The organism is Pseudoalteromonas sp. Z9A4 (assembly GCF_011378845.1).
Lineage (GTDB): Bacteria > Pseudomonadota > Gammaproteobacteria > Enterobacterales > Alteromonadaceae > Pseudoalteromonas > Pseudoalteromonas arctica.
In genome coordinates this window covers 1-18,966 of sequence record NZ_WTLA01000032.1, presented here as the reverse complement: position 1 = coordinate 18,966, position 18,966 = coordinate 1, and the positions used below count along the sequence as shown (strand labels likewise).

General features: G+C 36.4%; 16 protein-coding genes and 1 pseudogene. 8 read left to right on the top strand and 9 right to left on the bottom strand.

Going from position 1 to position 18,966, the window contains the following annotated elements; all coding sequences use genetic code 11:
* Nucleotides 1–103 precede the first annotated feature (103 nt).
* Nucleotides 104–439: a ribonuclease E inhibitor RraB gene (locus GQR54_RS17300; RefSeq protein WP_166379241.1), complete on the top strand. Its 336-nt coding sequence runs from the start codon at nucleotides 104–106 to the stop codon at nucleotides 437–439.
* A gap of 35 nt (nucleotides 440–474) precedes the next feature.
* Here the strand turns inward: GQR54_RS17300 and GQR54_RS17295 are convergent, their stop codons facing one another.
* From GQR54_RS17295 to GQR54_RS17280, 4 genes are all read right to left on the bottom strand, one after another.
* Nucleotides 475–2,226 carry a DEAD/DEAH box helicase gene (locus tag GQR54_RS17295; RefSeq protein ID WP_166379239.1) on the bottom strand — a complete coding sequence of 584 codons (1,752 nt, stop codon included), beginning with the start codon at nucleotides 2,224–2,226 and terminating at the stop codon, nucleotides 475–477.
* 124 nt (nucleotides 2,227–2,350) lie between these two features.
* A complete protein-coding gene (locus tag GQR54_RS17290; protein ID WP_166379237.1) occupies nucleotides 2,351–2,653 on the bottom strand; it encodes an H-NS histone family protein in 303 nt (100 codons plus the stop codon).
* A 1,017-nt stretch (nucleotides 2,654–3,670) separates the two neighbouring features.
* On the bottom strand, nucleotides 3,671–6,559 hold the full coding sequence (locus tag GQR54_RS17285; protein ID WP_166379235.1) for a TonB-dependent receptor: 2,889 nt from the start codon (nucleotides 6,557–6,559) through the stop codon (nucleotides 3,671–3,673).
* 337 nt (nucleotides 6,560–6,896) lie between these two features.
* Entirely contained in the window at nucleotides 6,897–9,239 is a 2,343-nt protein-coding gene (locus GQR54_RS17280; protein ID WP_166379233.1) for a DNA polymerase II, read from the bottom strand.
* 193 nt (nucleotides 9,240–9,432) lie between these two features.
* On the opposite strand from GQR54_RS17280, the gene dinG reads away from it, so the two are divergent.
* From dinG to GQR54_RS17250, 6 genes are read left to right on the top strand one after another with little or no spacing between them, the layout of a single operon-like run.
* Entirely contained in the window at nucleotides 9,433–11,508 is a 2,076-nt protein-coding gene (dinG, locus tag GQR54_RS17275; protein ID WP_007584036.1) for an ATP-dependent DNA helicase DinG, read from the top strand.
* The gene (locus GQR54_RS17270) at nucleotides 11,508–12,284 is read left to right on the top strand and encodes a TSUP family transporter (RefSeq protein ID WP_010553699.1); all 777 of its coding nucleotides are present in this window, start codon (nucleotides 11,508–11,510) and stop codon (nucleotides 12,282–12,284) included. Before dinG ends, GQR54_RS17270 begins: the two co-directional genes overlap by 1 nt.
* A 1-nt stretch (nucleotide 12,285) precedes the next feature.
* Nucleotides 12,286–12,894, top strand: coding sequence for a primosomal replication protein (locus GQR54_RS17265; RefSeq protein ID WP_007584039.1), 609 nt, complete (start codon nucleotides 12,286–12,288; stop codon nucleotides 12,892–12,894).
* 13 nt (nucleotides 12,895–12,907) lie between these two features.
* Nucleotides 12,908–13,819, top strand: a complete 912-nt coding sequence (locus GQR54_RS17260) for a histone deacetylase (RefSeq protein WP_166379231.1) — start codon at nucleotides 12,908–12,910, stop codon at nucleotides 13,817–13,819.
* A gap of 51 nt (nucleotides 13,820–13,870) precedes the next feature.
* Nucleotides 13,871–14,152: a late competence development ComFB family protein gene (locus GQR54_RS17255; RefSeq protein WP_166379229.1), complete on the top strand. Its 282-nt coding sequence runs from the start codon at nucleotides 13,871–13,873 to the stop codon at nucleotides 14,150–14,152.
* Nucleotides 14,136–14,288: a YbaM family protein gene (locus GQR54_RS17250; RefSeq protein WP_166379227.1), complete on the top strand. Its 153-nt coding sequence runs from the start codon at nucleotides 14,136–14,138 to the stop codon at nucleotides 14,286–14,288. The genes GQR54_RS17255 and GQR54_RS17250 overlap by 17 nt, the downstream gene beginning before the upstream one ends.
* Nucleotides 14,289–14,290: 2 nt before the next feature.
* On the opposite strand, the gene GQR54_RS17245 is transcribed toward GQR54_RS17250, so the two are convergent.
* From GQR54_RS17245 to GQR54_RS17235, 3 genes are all read right to left on the bottom strand, one after another.
* Nucleotides 14,291–14,497, bottom strand: coding sequence for a hypothetical protein (locus tag GQR54_RS17245; RefSeq protein ID WP_166379225.1), 207 nt, complete (start codon nucleotides 14,495–14,497; stop codon nucleotides 14,291–14,293).
* A 150-nt stretch (nucleotides 14,498–14,647) separates the two neighbouring features.
* Nucleotides 14,648–15,079, bottom strand: a complete 432-nt coding sequence (locus tag GQR54_RS17240) for a hypothetical protein (RefSeq protein ID WP_166379223.1) — start codon at nucleotides 15,077–15,079, stop codon at nucleotides 14,648–14,650.
* Between the two features lie 190 nt (nucleotides 15,080–15,269).
* Complete coding sequence (locus tag GQR54_RS17235) at nucleotides 15,270–17,426, bottom strand: exonuclease domain-containing protein (RefSeq protein ID WP_166379221.1); 2,157 nt, start codon at nucleotides 17,424–17,426, stop codon at nucleotides 15,270–15,272.
* Between the two features lie 142 nt (nucleotides 17,427–17,568).
* Between GQR54_RS17235 and GQR54_RS19655 the strand changes: the two are divergent.
* Nucleotides 17,569–17,667: pseudogene (locus GQR54_RS19655) on the top strand (protein phosphatase); the annotation flags it as partial.
* A 96-nt stretch (nucleotides 17,668–17,763) separates the two neighbouring features.
* Here the strand turns inward: GQR54_RS19655 and GQR54_RS17230 are convergent.
* The gene (locus GQR54_RS17230; RefSeq protein ID WP_166379219.1) at nucleotides 17,764–18,165 is read right to left on the bottom strand and encodes a hypothetical protein; all 402 of its coding nucleotides are present in this window, start codon (nucleotides 18,163–18,165) and stop codon (nucleotides 17,764–17,766) included.
* 102 nt (nucleotides 18,166–18,267) lie between these two features.
* Nucleotides 18,268–18,822 carry a DUF2971 domain-containing protein gene (locus GQR54_RS17225; RefSeq protein ID WP_231609331.1) on the bottom strand — a complete coding sequence of 185 codons (555 nt, stop codon included), beginning with the start codon at nucleotides 18,820–18,822 and terminating at the stop codon, nucleotides 18,268–18,270.
* Nucleotides 18,823–18,966 lie beyond the last annotated feature (144 nt).

Sequence of the window (18,966 nt, the reverse complement as noted above, 5' to 3'; positions counted from 1 at the left end):
ACTTTGAATAAATATCAGCATAATTAAAATTAGTACGCGTTAAGACAATATTTTAGTTACAATAGTGCCTACGAATAAAAAATTAATTTTAAATGAGTTTTTAATGCAATTCCCTGATGATGATAACGGCCAACTTTTAGCCGAAATAGCCGCTGCTGGCATTGATTTAAATAAAATGCACCAAGTCGATTTTTTTATTTTATTTGAACAAAAAGCCGATGCTGAAAAATTTGCTAAAGAAATAGTCTCTGATGCATTAGTTCAAAATGCTGAGCTTGAAAAATGTAAAGACACTGGCGTTTGGGAAGTAATCACTCAAGTACAAATGGTGCCAGAGCACACCCTTCTAGGACAAGCAGAGCAATACATTGAAAGTATTGCTAATAGCTTTAATGGATACGGTGATGGCTGGGGATTAATGGACGGTGACGAGGCTTAATTGCCTTTTAGTTCAATGTACTCTATCAGTTAAGCTTAGCGGCTTAACTGATTTGCCTTTCTAAAACCCCCTTTATAGTCAAATAGCTTATCAGCTACTTTCCAACCATACTTTTTGCTTTTTCGTGCAATAACAAAATCCGGTGGTACTAATTCAAATTGTGCGTTTACTACTTGCGCTGCAGTTTTAAAATTAATAGGTGTTTGCCCAAGCCCCACACGTTGACCAAATTGCTTATTAAATATAAATTGCCCGCCTTTATTTGCGAGGTTATATACTTCATCGCAACTTGCACCATCTTCATCAAAATACGTTATTTTAATAAGTTCATCTTTAATTTGAGTTACCGATAACCCACTGCATCGAAGCACAAGTGCGTCTTTTAAGTTTAATGCATTACGTAACTTATCATCAGGGTCGGCCATTACCGCGCCGCAATCATGACATTTACGTGCAGCAATATCATTTTGGGTACCGCACTGCTCACACTCTTTAAACCTAAAACGATAATCGCACTGCTCTTTATGCCCATCATCGTCTTCTAACAGCCCTTTACAGCGCCTGCCAAAGTGCTCTATTACTTTGCCAGTGGAGTCTGTTTTACCCCAAAATATATTCGCAAAACCACAGCCAGGACAAAGTACCTGCACAGGTTCATTATCACTATCGCCTTTTTTATCGCCTACTTCTGGGTGAAATAAATTAAAACCATTGCCGGCATAATCTATTACTAAGCAATCCGTTTTTGATTCAGATAGCCTCAAGCCTCGCCCCACAATTTGTTGATATAAACTAACTGATTCTGTAGGTCTTAAAATAGCTATAAAGTCGACATGTGGCGCATCAAAGCCGGTTGTTAGTACCGAAATATTAACTAAATACTTTAATTGCTTAGCTTTAAATTGCTTAATGATTTTATCGCGCTCAGTGTTTGGCGTATCACCTGTTATAAGTGCACTTTGATGAGCTGGTAGGTAGCTTAATATTTCCTGAGCATGCATTACCGTGGCGGCAAAAACCATAACACCTTCACGCTCTTCACTGTAGTGAATTACTTGCTGTAATATCGCCTTCGTTGCGCGCTCACTGTTTTTTAAAAGCGCATTCATATCATCAGTCGTACATTGCCCAAATGCATTGCTATCTAGAGACGAAAAATCATAATGGCTAATCGCTGCATCAACTTCGTTTGGCGGCGTTAAATAATTATGTTTTATCATATACCTGAGTGGTAATTCAAAAATACAACTTTTAAACGGACTTTCTTTAGTCCCTTTAACAAAGCCATGATAATGGTGATGGTATATCCACCCCATTCCTAAGCGATAAGGTGTTGCGGTTAAACCCAATACTTTTAACTGAGGGTTATATTCTTTTAAACTGCTTATTACTTTTCCGTACTGGCTTTTTTTATCCCCATTCACCCTGTGGCATTCATCAATAATAAGTAACGAATAATGCTTATTTAATTTATTTAAATTACGAGAAAGTGATTGCACACTAGCAAAGGTTACTTGATGGTTTAATGACTTTTCTTTTAAACCGGCTGAAAATATACTCGCCTCTAAACCAAAACTTTTATACTTTTGCGAGTTTTGCTCTACCAACTCTTTTACATGAGCAAGTACTAATATTTTTTGCTTAGCAATACGGGCAAGTTCAGCTATAACAAGGCTTTTACCTGCACCGGTTGGTAGTACAATAACGGCAGGATCATTACTCTTTCTAAAGTGTAAAACGGTACGTTCTACGGCTTCTTGCTGGTAAGGTCTTAGTGTATAGCTCATAGGAAAACAAATAGGTTTGAGTGAAGAGATTTTAGCAAATAATAGCTGGGAGTTTTAAACTTTAATTATATTTTATTGAGGGGTAAACAAAAAAGAGAAGTCGAAGCTTCTCTTATATTTAGCTTTAGGCTAAAAATTTCTCAAGCTCAACACCTTCAAACGCTTTAGGACGACGGCCACGGCCTGTCCATTCAATAGTCTCACCATTAAGTTCCATGCGGTACTTAGGCTTAACTTTAGTACGTTTATCAGATGCTCCATCTTGTAAATCTTCTAGCGTAAGTCCTTTTTCTTTTAAAAGATCCAAAACTTCCTGTTTCGATTTTTGCTGCTGGGTATATTTTGAAATTGCATCATTGATAAGCTGTTGAGCTTTTTCAAGATCCGTTAATAATGCTGTTTTAATAAAAGATCGGACTTCTTTCATTTATATCTCGCTAAATTGTAAGATTGGATTTATTTAAATATTCCTGCCTAGTATAAACTAAGTATTTATTTTTGCCATTATCTAATTAGAACCATAATTTAATAAAAATAGTAATCTAAGCATTATATATGCATCTTTAAAAATAAACCTTAGATTCAAAGTATTTTCAGCTTGCACTGGGCAGTTCATAACTCTCAACAAAACCCTTTTTCAAACTTAGTAGGTGGATACCGCCTATATGTGAATAACATTTTTAGTGTTGTAAGACAGCTCTATAAAGTTAAATATCTCAGATTTCGTATCATCACACACTGAGTATATCTTTCGCCTAATTACTCATCTTTTAACTTTAGTAAAAAATTTTCGGTAGCCCCACTGCTACAATAATTTATAGATCGACTCACTGATGGCTACCTCAAAAATGTGAAATAATTTTAGCTATCCTATAAACGGTCTCGATTCTTATATAGTTAGTAAACAGCCATAAATAATACATTATGAACAGGGTACTTCTACATCTTTCTATCCACCAACCGCACGACACAGTGGTTACTAGCAGGTCCCTTACCGCCTTTTTTAAATACTTAGTTCCTATATGATCTGTTTTAATTCGACCTTTAGTTTAGCGCTTCTCAGTTACCCATAGGTGAATCAATTGATTTGGGTTTAAATGTTTACTGACTTAACTATCGGTATAAAGTTTTGGTAGATATACTAATCGTACAGCTATTTTTGTTACTGATTAACCATGCGTAAAAATTTTTTACTATCATATGTTTTTAATTCATAAAGTACCTCAAATTAAAAACTATAATACAACACACCGGTGGCTAGCAAAAATATAGGAAGTCTATATATCAAAAACAGTGTTACTTTCATCGTAAATAAATTTACTATTACTTAAATCAGCCCTAAGTATAATGTTTTTAATAAATTAGAATTTTATTTAAGTACTAAAACAATAAAAACCGATATGACTAGTCATATCGGTTTATTATTTTTATGTGTTTATATTGATTAGAAAGTTTGTGTGAATCTTAAAAACCAACTACGGCCAAATAAACGATAGTTACTTTCATCAGTATTACCGTTAGTAGCATTCTCTATATAAGGAGGCTGCTCGTCAGTAACGTTTGTAATACCTGCAGAAAGCGCAGTACCCGTTTCAAAATTATATGAAGCAGTTAAGTCGTGATACATATATGAATCAACTTCATATGTATGACCTTCAGTCGTGCCCCAGTATAAAAGGTCTGTATATTCTAGTCCGCTTGTATAATTTGCAGCATAAGATAGAGTTAAATTGTCAAGGGAGTAACTTGCATTAAAGTTTACTTTATCTGTGGCATAACTCGTATCATTTTCAAATAAGCCATTTAAATCTTTCATTTCAAAACTGAAATTATCGCCGTTATATACTTGGTTCTCACGCTCTAAGAAGTGAGTCCAAGTAAGATTGAATTTCCAATCGCCACCTAGACCAACAACACCATAGTTAGCTTCAACATCAATACCTTTAGCTGTCATTTTGCTTAAGTTTACAGATTGTTCGCTTATTGTAGATAACTTACCATTTGCGCGTGTCACATTATTACATAAAGATTCAACACCACCCAAGTAACAACCTTTAAGTGAATCGCCTGCACTAATGCTATCAATAACGTCATCAATTTCAATAGCCCAGTAATCAACAGTTAAACCTAAACCATCAATAAACTCTGGTGAATAAGCCAAACCTATAGTAAATGTATCGCCTTCTTCTGGTTGAAGATCTTCATTACCACCAACTTTAGCTAACTGTTGAGAGTCAAAGTTATTTGTTCCACCAGCTGATACTCCATCTGCTTGACAGTAGCCCTGTTGTGCCGAACTCAGTGCAGCCCAATTAGATGAGCTACATGGATCTGTCGCAGGTGAAAACGAGTCATTACCTGGAGAGTATAAGTCATAAATATCAGGAGCTCTAAATACTGTGCCATAAGTACTACGTAAAAGAAGTGAATCAACTACCTTCCACTCTAAACCTAACTGATATGTTGTAGAGTCTCCAAAAGCGCTAAAGTCATCATATCGAACACCGAGTTTAGCTTCTAGTCTCTCAATAAATGGGGCATCTTCTACTAATGGTACTCTAAATTCAGCAAATAAACTTGAAACGTCAAAGTCACCGTTAGTGCCTTTAGATTTGTTACCTGTAACAGCACTCATAAATTTACCAGAATCTACTTGAGACTCTAATTTTTCTTTACGATGTTCAAAACCAAAGCCACCAGAAACAACACCAGCTGGTAATTCGAACATATCACCACCAACGAACGCTGTTAGTGTTTGAATAGTGTAATTACTTGAATCTACTAGAGGGGCAGTTACATAGTCCAACATTTCTTGTGTTACAGAACCTGGGCCACCAAATAAGTTCATAGGTACACAATTAGAGATTGGAGCCGATGAAGTACCACACACAATTTGACCAGCATCATTTTGAAAAGAAGGTCCAACAGCCTGAGCTAAGTTAGGTCCAAACAATTGCCCAAAGTCTGTAGAAGTGTTTTGTTGATAACCATAGTTATAATTTACATCATAATACCAATCATCATTAATTTCACCTTCAAAACCAATAACTTGCTGCATACCAATTATATCTTGCTCAAAGCTACGACCGCCTTCAAGCATTCTACGGCGAGAGCGAAGTACATCCTCACCAAATGGGTTGTAATAGTTATCTTTCGATATGCCATTAAACTCAACCATTACTTGTTGGCCAGTATTTTCATCAAGTACAGGTGTACCATCGGCATTAGTTTGCCCATATGTACCCGTGTATGCAGGATCAAAATTTGTATCGTAAGGCACTGCCGCAAGTTCTTGACGAGAAGTTCGCTTATTTATTCTTGTTTCAGAGTAAGTACGAAGTGAATCATTAATTTCAAATGATCCCTCGATAAAGATATTTAATTTTTTATAAGGTGTTTGTAAATAATTTACTGGAGCATAATTATATGTATCATTATTTTCACCGCCACCTACGTAATCTCTCATATCAGAAGCTGTAGCAATACCGCCGTCACAAGTTCCATTTGTTTGACTTACTCCATGCTGTAGGTAAAAATTACCACAAGGAATAGATCCAGAGCCAACAGAAATCACATTTGCGTTGTCACCTGTTCCGATTAGTCCATTTTTCCAAAAAGATTCTTCTTCTGCTTCACCAAACACTTGCCATGGATTATTCATAAAATCTATTGAAGTATCACCTTGATATACCGCGGACTGATCAACGTAATCAACGCCAACAACTAAATGTCCTTTATCAAAAGCTTTACCTAGAACAAGGCTAAAACCTTTTTCTTCGTTTTCACCTACATCAAATGAACCTTTGGTTTGCAGAGTTAACTCAACACCCTCGAAATCTTTTCGTGTAATAATATTTACTACGCCAGCAACAGCATCTGCACCATATGTAGCAGATGCACCGTCTTTAAGAATTTCGATGCGCTGAATCATTGAGCTAGGTATTGATTGAAAATCACTTGTTACAGGGCGACGACCATTTACTAATACGAGCGTTCGTGATGAACCTAAACCACGAAGCTCAACTGATGTTGAACCATTACCGCCATTATTAGTGGTTGTCATTGCAGGCGAGCCAGACATTATGGCACTGCTTTGCAAAAACTGACCTACATCTTGGATGCCTTGAACTTTCATTTGTTCAGCAGTAATGACTGTAACAGGCGATGCAGTTTCCATATCTGTTCTTCTAATACGAGAACCAGTTACTTGAATACGCTCTACGCTGTCGGCACCTTCTTCAGCTGCAATCGAACTTGCTGAAAAAGCAGCTGTTGATGCTGCACCAAAAGCAATTGCTAAGCGCACAGCTTTTGAAACTTTATTATTTAACATTTGATTCTCCCTAGAATACTATTTTAATTATTTTATTTTTAAAATAGGTTTGTAATTAATCACAATACCTATCTTGACTTGAATAGTAATCTTAACTCAACCAAAAGGTCAACAGTTAGCTAACTAAATAAATTAATTTATTTACAAAAATACAAAGAAATAAAAGTAATTATTTAAAAAAAACAACAAATGTAAATATAACAACAATAGAAATGCGGACAGAGAGAATTAAGATATGATGATACAAGATGAGGTTTCTTATATAATTATGAATTTCCCTCAACATTTAAAATCACAATAACACCTTGTTTAAAAACACATTTATTTTAAATGATAACTAAAATAATTTAAATTGATTAATCTCACTTTCTTTTATATCTTCGTATATTACAGGCCCCACCATTTCAATTAGCGGTACAATCTGTTTTTCTACATAAATTGCATAGTCATAGCTATGAAAGCCTTGATACAGCTCAACTCCAGCAGTTGTGTAAACGAATGTAACAAATTCACCTCTATTAACCGTAAATTCGCTATTTTTTTTCTGGTGTTTTTTAACTGCTTGAACATGAGGGGGGATATTTTTCTTATAATCGATTAAGTTTTGACCTAATCTCTTTTTGAAAATGAGTAAATGATCAAAATCACCTTGGTATAACTTTGTTGTATAGTCTTTAACAAGGTCATTTATATTTAAATTTCCATCAAAAAGACTAGTAAATAGGTCGAACTGGAATTGTTGAGCAAGTTTAGTCCAATCACTTCTTACTGTTTCTAATCCTTTAAATACTAGTTTTGATTCGTTTGGTTTAATTAATTTACCGACATAGCGCTTTTTAGATCCAACTAGCTTCCCCCTTATGGTTGGCAAAAAGAAAGGGCTATAAAGAGATTCAAATTCTATTTCTAAATGACTTGTTAAGTTGTGCGTTTGTTTAATCTCGTTAATCCAATCTGTAGTTATCTTTTTAGCTAAAAACACGCCAATTTCATTACACTCGTCGTGGGTTAAATCATCATCCAACTTAATAAATGTAGAATCGGTATCACCATAAATAACGCTATAACCAAGCTCTTCTATCCATTTTTTAGTTTGTAGCATTATTTCGTGCCCTCTTAACGTAATAGAGCTAGATAACCTAGGATCGTAAAACCTGCATCCTTTTGAGCCTAAAACACCATATAGGCTATTCATTATTATTTTAATTGCTTGAGAAAGCATTTGATCTTGATTGTCTTTGGCGAGCTGCCTTTGGGACGCTAAGCTTTTAACAAGTAAAGGTAAGTGATGCTTGTCTCGCGAGAATAGGGCTTCATTAAAACCCTGCACACTTTGGTTTGGATTTTTTAAACCTTCTATCAGTCCAAGTGGATCAATGTAGAAAGTTTGCATAATACTGGGGTACAAGCTTTTAAAATCTAAAACAATGACATTTTTATAAAGCCCAGGAATAGACTCCATTACATAACCGCCTGGGCTTTCAAATGTAAGTCCATGATCGCCCATATTAGGGGCAACATAACCGCTGCGATGCAGTAATGGTAAATACATATTAATAAAAGCAGCGACAGAGCCGCCCTTTTTTTCAAGCTCTAATCCTGTGAGCTTTGTTCTTATAATAGAAAAATCGAGTAGCTTTAATTTATCAAAAATTTTATTTACCAAAATACAATCTTGTCGATTATATTTTGCTAAAGAAAGCTTATCTTCATTAAATTGCCTAATAATTTCCTGCAGACTATTAGCCGTGTCGATTAATTTGGACTCACCCAACACTTGATTTGAAACGTTAGCTAAAGAAAAACTCTCAAAGCTATATGTACCATTTTTTAAAGTGTCTATTCCATCAACCACACATCGCCCAGGGATCGATACTCGAGTAAAGTGTCCTTTGCGAACATATAAAGGTTGATCTCCCCTACCCAGTAATAACTTAATGCCTAGTGCTTCAGCTCTTTCATGAATAACCGAAAAATCGAACTCAATTACATTCCAGCCAATTATGACATCAGGATCGCTAAGCTTAATAAAATGCTCTACCCCCCTTAACAGCTCAGCCTCATCTACACACCAAATAATATCAAACTCTAGGTTTTCAGCTTCTCTATCTGGCTCGCCAATCATTAAAACACAGTCTAAATTACAGCCCACAAGTCCAACAGAAAACAAAACGCCACTTTCGTTACATTCAATGTCTAACGACAGCTTATTAAGAGTTGGGGAGTACTCATCATTTGCTTTTAATTTTGCCTCTGTTACTAATGTATAACCATTTTGATAAAAAACATTACCCGTTATCCAAGCACCTCCTTTTATAAAACGCTCCATTAGGTAGCGCTCTATTGGTCGAATATCTTCTTCAAATAATACAACTCCACGTTGCTTTAAAGCTTTAGCAGCAGAATAAAAATGCTTTAGTGATTTGAAGTAACAGGCCGACATATCTTCTTGCTGAAAGTTTTTTAACCCAAGACTTTTAATATTAAAGATAAGTGACTCAGCTGCTAATATTTCATGCGCTATTTCAGCATCTTTACTTTTGATAAAAAACAGCGCATTTTCGTTAACTGATATAGTTTTTATAGGCCCTTTATCACTACAAAACCACGCTTCGTAGCAGATGCCGCTAGCAGTATCATAAGCATGTGAAGAAACAATAAAACCGGCTGTTAAGTACATTATTACTAAACCTTATTCATATATATGTAAGTTTTTACTTAATTCAAAATGCTTTAAAGCCATACATTCAACCTAAATAAACACTCAGATACTTTATTTGCTAAATTAATCTCATCACTTCTTGTAGTTACACTCTTATAACTCTAAAATCCATAGCACTGTAATTATATACATACTTTAGGTAAATCATCCCATGCTTTCTGACTCACTAAAAAAAACAATTAGGCAAGTACACCAGCATGTGGCTAGCAACCTAAACGATTATCGCCCTCGTAGCAGTCAAAACTACCTTGTAGCCGAAATAGCAAAAACGCTTGCTGGCGAATACCATAAAAAGCAGCGCATTTGCGTAATTGAAGCAGGCACCGGTACCGGTAAGTCTCTTGCCTATTGTTTAGGCGCATTACCGCTTGCCTTAGCGCAAAAAAAGAAGCTGGTTATTTCTACCGCAACCGTTGCACTGCAAGAACAATTAATAGCAAAAGAACTCCCATTTTTTAAAAAGCATTCAGGCCTCGACTTTAAATTTGATTTAGTAAAAGGTCGCCATCGTTATATTTGTGCCCACAAATTACATAATGCTGTAAACGGCGATAGCCAAACACAAATGGACTTTATGCCAACGCTTACTTCACCATTGAGCGCAATGGAAACCAAGTGTTTGAATGAGCTATATAACGCCTATGTGAATAAAAAATGGCAAGGTGATAGAGACAGTTGGGCCGATACTGTACCCGATAGAGTGTGGAACTTAATAGCGTGCGATAAACATTCATGCCAACGCCAAATGAAGGCCCATCAAACGTGTCCGTTTCAGCTTGCTCGTAATCAATTAATGCAAATGGATGTGCTGGTAATTAACCACTCTTTATTACTTGCCGATTTAGACCTAGGCGGTGGTAAAATTTTACCAGAGCCCGACAACACCATTTATGTAATTGATGAAGCGCACCATTTAGCACATATAACACGCGATTTTTCATCGGCCGCAGCAACAATCAAAGGCACGATAGAATGGCTTGATAAGCTCACCAAGTTTAGCGGGAAAATGGCGAAGGTTTTAGTGGGGCAAAGAGCTATTGGGCAAAACTTTAAACTTTGCGACAGCATTAATGACGCGAATAAAGATTTAAAAGTAGTTCGCGATATTCTTGATAATGCCGACTTTGAATACTCAAAAGACGATACTTATCGCTTTGAACACGGTGAAATTCCACAATCGCTGCACAGTAAAGCAAAAGATATAAGCGAAGCCACGCAAGATGCGCTGCGCTGTTTAAACAAAATGCACGACACCCTTACCCAAGATGTAAGTGATGGCGACATAAAACCTTACGTTGCCGACCCAATACTAGGCGAAAGCGGTCAATACATAAACCGGTTAGAGCAACTAAACAAACTATGGTTTAGTTACGCAAAAAAAGGCGAAGGTGCTCCCCATGCACGGTGGATAAAACGTCTTGAATATAAAAGCCATCACGACCACTTATTAAGCGACTGCCCTATCGAGGTCGGTTATTACTTAAAAGATAAATTGTGGCGAGAATGCGCGGGCGCTGTTTTGTGCTCTGCTACATTAAGTGCACTGGGCTCGTTCGATCACTTTGCTTACGAAACAGGACTTGCTAAAGAAGAGGGCGTTAAGTTTATTAAAGTACCTTCTCCTTTTGATTACCCCAAACAAGCCACTTTACGTATTCCGGTATCTAAAGTAGAACCAACCGATAAAGACTTTAGTGATCACCTAGCTAAAACATTACCAGAGTACCTAAATGATAAAAAAGCGAACCTTGTACTATTCGCTTCTTATTGGCAAATGGACCACGTAACAAAGTTTCTTAGAACAAAAGGTTTTAACTTATTAGTACAAGGTGAGATGTCGCGAGAAGCGTTGCTTAAATTACACACCAAAAATGTAGATGAAGGCAAAGGCAGTATTTTATTTGGAACACAAAGCCTTTCAGAAGGCCTTGATTTACCTGGAAAATATTTAGAGAACTTAATAATTACTAAAATTCCGTTTGCTGTACCTACTTCGCCAATAGAAGAAGCGCAAGCAGAATTTGTACAAAGCAAAGGCGGTAACCCGTTTTTAACGATTACCGTACCAGACGCCGCAAAGAAATTGGTACAAAGCTGTGGTAGACTGCTGCGAAAAGAGAGTGATGAAGGCTGTATTACTATTCTCGATAGGCGCTTAGTTACTAAGCGATACGGTAAAGCCATGCTCGACACCCTACCACCTTTTAAAAGACAAATAGATTATTAATGTTTGAACTCGCACTCGATCCAACAACTTGGGCTGTTTTATGTGCTGTTGCACTTGCCGCAGGTTTTATAGACGCTATCGCCGGTGGCGGTGGTATGTTAACTGTGCCCGCTTTATTAACTGCAGGCTTACCTCCACATTTAACATTAGGCACCAATAAACTAGCAGCAAGTTTTGGCTCCTTAACAGCAAGCTATACTTATTATAAAAAGAACTTATTTAGCCCAAAGTTTTGGGCTGCCTCCGTAATTGCTACTGCAATAGGTGCATTGATAGGGACTGTTATTGTTGATCATTTAAGTATCGATTTTTTAAACAAACTACTACCCATTATTATTATTTTAGTTGCCGCCTATAGCTTATTTGGTAATTTAAGTACCACAGAAGGCGATGAGCTCCCTAAGCTCAACAAAGCGATGAAAATAAAACAATGGCTACAGGGTTTAGCATTAGGCTTTTTTGATGGTTTAGCAGGCCCAGGTACGGGTACATTTTGGACTGCTTCTAATGGCATGCTTTATAAAATGAACTTGCTACTCAATTGCGGTTTAGCGCGTTCAATGAACTTTGTTTCTAATTTTATATCGCTCATCACCTTTGTGGCACTCGGACATGTAAACTTTTTACTTGGCATAACAATGGGCTTTTTTATTATGCTAGGCGCATGGTTTGGAGCACATTCGGCAATACGTTTTGGTAGTAAATTTATTCGCCCTGTATTTAATACTATGGTTATACTTTTAGCTTTAAAACTAATTTACGAGGCTTACTTTTAATATGCATTCAATGGCTTTAGATAAACTACGTCAACAAGTTGCAACGCTAAAACAACAAGCCGAGCAATTTGATAAAGCTAAACTTTTTTCTAAAAATCGCTACATGCAGGCGCAACCTAGCTTGTTTGACCGCGCAGTTTTTAGTACAAAAAGCATGAATCTAGTCGATTACGTAATAGAAATAGAAGATGAAGTGTCAAGATTACCGCCAAGTGAGCATCGCCATGCTTATACCTACGCGCTTGAACGTATAGGAGCTCAGGTACAAGCTGTATTCAACGTTATTAAATCAACGCCTATTTGGGTTAAAGAAAACAAAAGCCATTATAAACCACGCCCTAAGCAAACCGTTTATAAGCAAGCGGTACAAAAAATAATGCAATCATCGCACGAGCTTTACGACGAATTAAAACAAAACCATGAGTTTGAACGCCGTTTAGTGCTCATGATTGAAGAGCGTAAAATGCAAATGGATAAAGCCTCGCCAGCTAAAGCACAAAAGCTTAACCTTGAAATATTAAGCACACACGCTCGATTAGGCCGCTGCAGAAAAGCAATTTCTGCCACTGAGGACAAAATACAACAAGTAGAAAAACAGCAGCTACGTTAAGCCGCACTTTACTATGCAGCTTTATTATCATCTTTTGTATTCAGACCTTATACTCCCAGAACGTCATCGATTCCCTATTCAAAAGTATAAGTTACTTAAAACCGAAATAGAAAATCTAGGTGTTTCGGCTATTCACTTTCAAGAGCCTAAAAAAGTAACCAAATCTCAACTTTCGCTATGTCATAATCAAACTTATATAAATAACTTTTTAAACGGCACGCTTAGCAATAAAGCCATAAAAAAAATGGGCTTCACTTATTCAAATGAATTGGTAGAGCGCACATTACTATCAGTTGGGGCAAGCATCCAAAGTAGTGAACACGCGCTAAAACATGGTTTTTCGGCTAATTTAAGCGGTGGTTATCATCATTCTCATAGTGATTTTGGCAGTGGCTTTTGTATTTTTAATGATTTAGCTATTGCAGCAGCACATTTAATAAATACAGAGCAAGCCGACACTGTTTTAATTTTTGATTGCGACGTACACCAAGGCGATGGCACAGCACAAATCACTCAAAACCATAACCATAACCATAACCATAACCAAATTATTACCTGCTCAATTCATTGTGAACAAAATTTTCCTCGTAATAAGCAAGAGTCCACTTACGATTTTGCATTGCCCGCTAAAACAGCCGACGATGAGTACCTTGCTACATTAAAGCAAGCACTCGATTTTTGCGTGCGCATACATAACCCTGATATTATTTTGTATAATGCAGGCGCTGATATTTACACTAAAGACGAGTTAGGCTTGTTTAATATATCGCTCAATGGCGTATATGAGCGCGACTTGTTTGTTCTCAACTTCTGTAAGCAACATCAAATCCCACTAATGTGCGCTTTAGGCGGCGGTTATCAGCGTAATTTGAGTTCACTAATTAATGTTCATAAACAACTATTTAAAGCCGCTATCGATTTATAGTAAGCCTTAGTATAGACTCAGTTAAACGGATTATTTTAAAGCGGTGGGAATATGCGATTACACGAAGACATACACAACTATTACGAAAAGATTGTAGTTGAAGAAATCATCAAACTTAAACTTGATGAAAAATATGATGAAGATGTAATGGCTGACTTTTGTTGTACGGTACTAAATCAGCTCCCGCCACGATATATTCGCTACGATGTAGATATGGCGTTTTACCTACCACAATCAGAACGTCTACATATGGAACAACGCGTACAAACCGCAATAAATGTTGCCATTAGCCACATATCAAAAAAGAAAGAATTAAATGACAAGCCCACTTGATCAAGCCCCTACACATATTAAACTTGCAGTAGATTTAATTATGATACTAGAGCAACACGATGTTGCTCCAGAAGAGGTCTTAAAAGCACTCGATATTGTTAAAAGCGACTTTGAAAAAAAACAAACTGAAAGTTAGTTTTATTCAACCAGCTCAATTGGGTAAGTTGTTACAACGACTTCGTATTTCTCACAATCAACTTTCACTTCGTTAAAGCGATGTTTAGCGCTTACTGATTTTTGACAACTTATATTTTGTACTTTTAAATCATATTGCTGTTTGTATAGGGCAACTATTTCATCGAATTGTTGCTCTGATAGAGGAAAATTGTAGAGTCTGTATAACACTAACTTATAAGTTGTTTTAAAATTAATTAAAGATATTAACTCCACCCAATACTAACAGTTACCTTTTTAATCACACTATTTATAACTATAGATATGGTATTTTTCTATTTTTATACTACAAAAAAACGCTGGAGCCCTATTATTAAACTACTATTCCATGTTCGATGCTAGATCGTTGATTACACCTTGCGCATCATAGCTGGTCACTTTTGTTTTAATCCCTTTACCCATCTTAATAGCTATTAGCGTGTATATTTCATTACTTGATTTTATAGATAAACCTTCAGTTTTTGACCTGGTAATTAAACCACACTCATCTAATTTAGGATTCACAAAAACTTCTTTCTTAGTCACCTCGAACCAATCATAGCCCTGTATTTGGGTAAGTTTGGCTGCTTTTAATAAAGCAAAATTACTAGCATCACCCGACTCACTCGCCTTATTCCTAAACCTTACTCGATAATTACTATTATCAATTTTATCCTCTGTGTAACCATACAAAAGCTTATTTTCAGAGCATTCATCAGTATAAGTACACCCAGTTAACAAAATAGTAACCACTGCTAATAATGCTATTTTCATAAATTCCCTTATTTATTTTTGAAAAAGCGACTACTCGCACAATCAATGTGTATTATTTAACTTACTCATAGACCGCTCAGGGTTTGTTTATAAGTAATTATTTAATCATACACAATTGAACACTAAAAATGAATGTGCCATGAATGCCTTGCGTCTTTAAATTATTAAGCTGTACTTTTTCTCAAACTCTTTAATTAAATTGGGATTGCTGAATAAGTAACAATAACTCAGCAGTAGCCGTTGCATCAGCAAGTGCGCGGTGATGGCTGGTTAAATTTAAATTAAAATGCGATGAGAGATTACCAAGCGAATACGACTTTAAGCCTTTAAACGCTTTGCGCGATTCAACCACGGTGCACATTTTTGGCATTTTAAAAAAGTGCCCTGCCATCTCGCATTCTTTTTTAATAAAGCCATAGTCAAAATTAACGTTATGGGCTACAAAAATACTGCCTGCGAGTTTATCTAATAGCGGCTTGGCTATATCGGCAAATACAGGCACGTTGCGTACCATGCTATCGCTTATGCCAGTTAGTGACGTTATAAATCCAGGTATATGGCGCTCGGGGTTAACTAAGCTTGTCCAAGTATCAATTACTTTTCCGTGCTGTACTTTTACAAGGCCAATTTCGGTAATACGGTTACCGCCTTTTAAGCCGCCCGTGGTTTCTATATCGACCACACTGTAAATACGGTGTGGATCTACAAACCATTTAACCGCAGCAATGTGTACTGTAAAGCCCACATTTTTTAAATTATCAATAGTGGTTAGTTGGTTGCGTCTAAGTTTGTCGCCCGGTGCTTTTACCTCTTCAAAATGTACTTGGCCATTATTAATTACCATTAAGTCGGGGTAGCCGTCTTTTAGCTGTAAATAATGTTTGCTCATGGCTGTTAAGTGCGCAATTAGTGCCTTAATAGGGCTGTTTAAAATAAGCGCTTCTAACGGCTCTAATAAATTGCTGCGCCATCTAAACAAACCGTTAGGCTGCTCAAAGTATTGCGCTGCATTTTTGCATACTAAATTAAGTAATGCTTGCGACGTTTGGCACTGTGCTAAGCGCTCATTTATCTGTGTTTGCTGCGCTTCATAAAAATTACCAAGCCTTAACACTTGCGGATAAATATCAAACTCATTGCATGGTGGATAAGGCGACTCCACAAATAACTCATGCCAAAATACTAAACCAAACAAACTTTGCCAAAGCGTGTTTTCGGTATTAAATACAGCCATACCTTGGCGAGTATAATAATCGTTTACGCCCTGCTCTACTTCACCTCGGTACAGTTCATCTATTTCTAGCACGCACTGAGTGTCGGCAAGCATGGTACTTAAACGCGAACGTGTTTTTTTATTAAACTTACGCATTAAAAAATCGTCAGCAAAATACAGTAAATCATCAGTAAGTGGGTTTTCGATAATGGCTTCTAATCGAGCTTTTACCCACTCTTTATTGCCAAACCTGTATTGCTCTCTTATTTGAATTTCTTGTGCTTCGCTATCATCCGCGCACCCTTCAAGTAAACTAAAAGCAAGTTCGCTATCACCTGTTTTTAGCTGCCTATAAAGCCTAACTAATAATTTATTTTTTAATGCAACGGCTATTGCACCATGTGCAGCTTGCACTAAAACCTGCGACGCTAAAGCAACATAGTCGCTCTCATCTGTTATATTTTTAAATGCTAACCGGTAACGGTTTAGTAAATAGTTCGATTGCGCTTCGTCAAGTATTTCAAACCGCGACAAGCTCTCGCTGTGCCCTTCGCGCGTAGCGGTTAAGCCTAAGTCTCGCATTACAAAACGATTTTGATGATTTACATCACCACTGCTTAGTTTGCCTGCAAATAAAAACTCAAAATACTCGTAGTAATCACTGCGGTTGTTAATTACATACTGGCTATAAAGTGGCGCAAGCTCTTGTGGGCATGCTTTAAAAAACTCACGCGCAATATCCACCAGCGCGCCTTTAGCGGCGCTCTTTTTAAAGCTTATTTGCTCACTGTAATTACTTAGCAACTCAACCAAAGAAGGCTTAGTTAAGTGCGCTAAAAGCTGCTGGTAATGCTGCGCGTTTGGCTCAAATAAAATACCGGCTTTTTTTAGCGTATAAATAGCCTGATGCGGCGAGGTTATTTCTTCATAATTAAGCGATTGCGCCTGCACTAAATAAGGCTTTCGCGAGTACACACGCGCCAACATGCATTGGCTTTGCTCATCTAGCTGGTTAATTTTACTAATAAATTCACTGTGTTTGGGCTCAAGTAAATGCATACATTTACTAGTTACAAACTCAATAAGCTCTCTAAAATGCGCTAAATAGTATTTTGCTGGTAATTCTTTTTTCATAATATCGCCATAACTGTATATAAAAACAGTATCTAGTATTTATGCTTATTATTCAATCTTAAACTTGTAATCAGTAATGCTTATAGTTGCCATATAAAAATAATGTAGAGTCAATAAGCACTGAATTTAAAAAACGACATATTACACAAAAGAAGAGGTATGCAACCGAGTACAAAGCACTCGCCCTAAAGCACTCACTATAGAGCTGCAAAAAGAATACTTTGAGAATTTTGAGAAGTAAGGAAAAATTTAGCACATGAATAGTGCCAATAATATTTTTAATACCAGTTATGGATTAGCCGTTGATGGGTTTAACCACTTGTATATGTTACAAACACTACAGACACACCGTCGCTTCACCCATATGAATACAACGATATAGACTTTTTGTAGTATTGTTTTTAAAACTAGGGCTTTGGCAGACTTTATGTGGCTTACCTATTTTTGCCTTAATTTCATCTAAATGTTGCCATGTTTCCATTGCAACTCTGTCATGCACAGCTAAGAAGTAGTCTAGTTTTTCTTTCGTGTAATACTTAGCTAGCTCCTGCTTTGAAATATACATTTCCAGTGCTTTTGATGAGTTGATAATTTGCAAATTGTTCTCGCAGGCTAAGGCCGTTCCCATTAATGAGCCTGCATTTTTATACCTACGCTCAACTTCAGTTTCGTTTGTTACATAAGAACATGCGGATAAAAGTAATAATGTTAAAAGAAAAAAATTCTTAACCTTTGCCACCGTCTCTCCTTTTAACGCCCACTTAAGCGGACAAAATTGCTGACTATAATGTGTAGCGGAACAAAACGTAACAAACTGTTTTTGTTCCGTTTAAAGTGCTTGTTATGCCAATGTTCGAAGATTAAGACTACATTTATCTGGTGCAATAACTATCTCTTTAAATATCATATTTTTATTAACATTATCACGAATATATTTCCTTGTTTTCATAGGCATTCTATACCCAAATATAATAGATTTAATCCACTCAGGTTGGGATTTAACTAACGCAAAGTCCTTGAAATCTTGCTTAATAAGGTGCTTAGAATCATTACCTAACTTTAAACGAAATTCGTTTTCATATTCCCATTCATTTAATTTCACCTTTAGAGCATCCCACGCTTGAATACCTAATTCATCTTTTGACCTCAAATCTAGTGTTGATTCTATTAATTCTAAAATATCAATATTTGCTAATGCTTTTTTGTATGTAACCTTATCTGGGGTTACATAACTCTTATCCCATTCAATACAAAAACCATTATGCGAATTAGCATAATGAGACCACATTAAATTATTAGTGGGATCATCCGTAATGCAGTAAAAAAGGTAGCTATCCAATATTTCATTCATTTTTGTATGAAGTGATTCAAAATTGTGTTTTGATTCTTTACCCATGTAAAGTTGTTTGAATGTTAGTTTTGAACTCCCAGAGAGCTTTTTATAAGTGTTCTGTAGTGGTACAGTGATTTTGGCCACCCATTAAGAAAGAAATGTTATGCTGATAAGCATACAAATTTGGGTGAAAAAATGACGAAATTA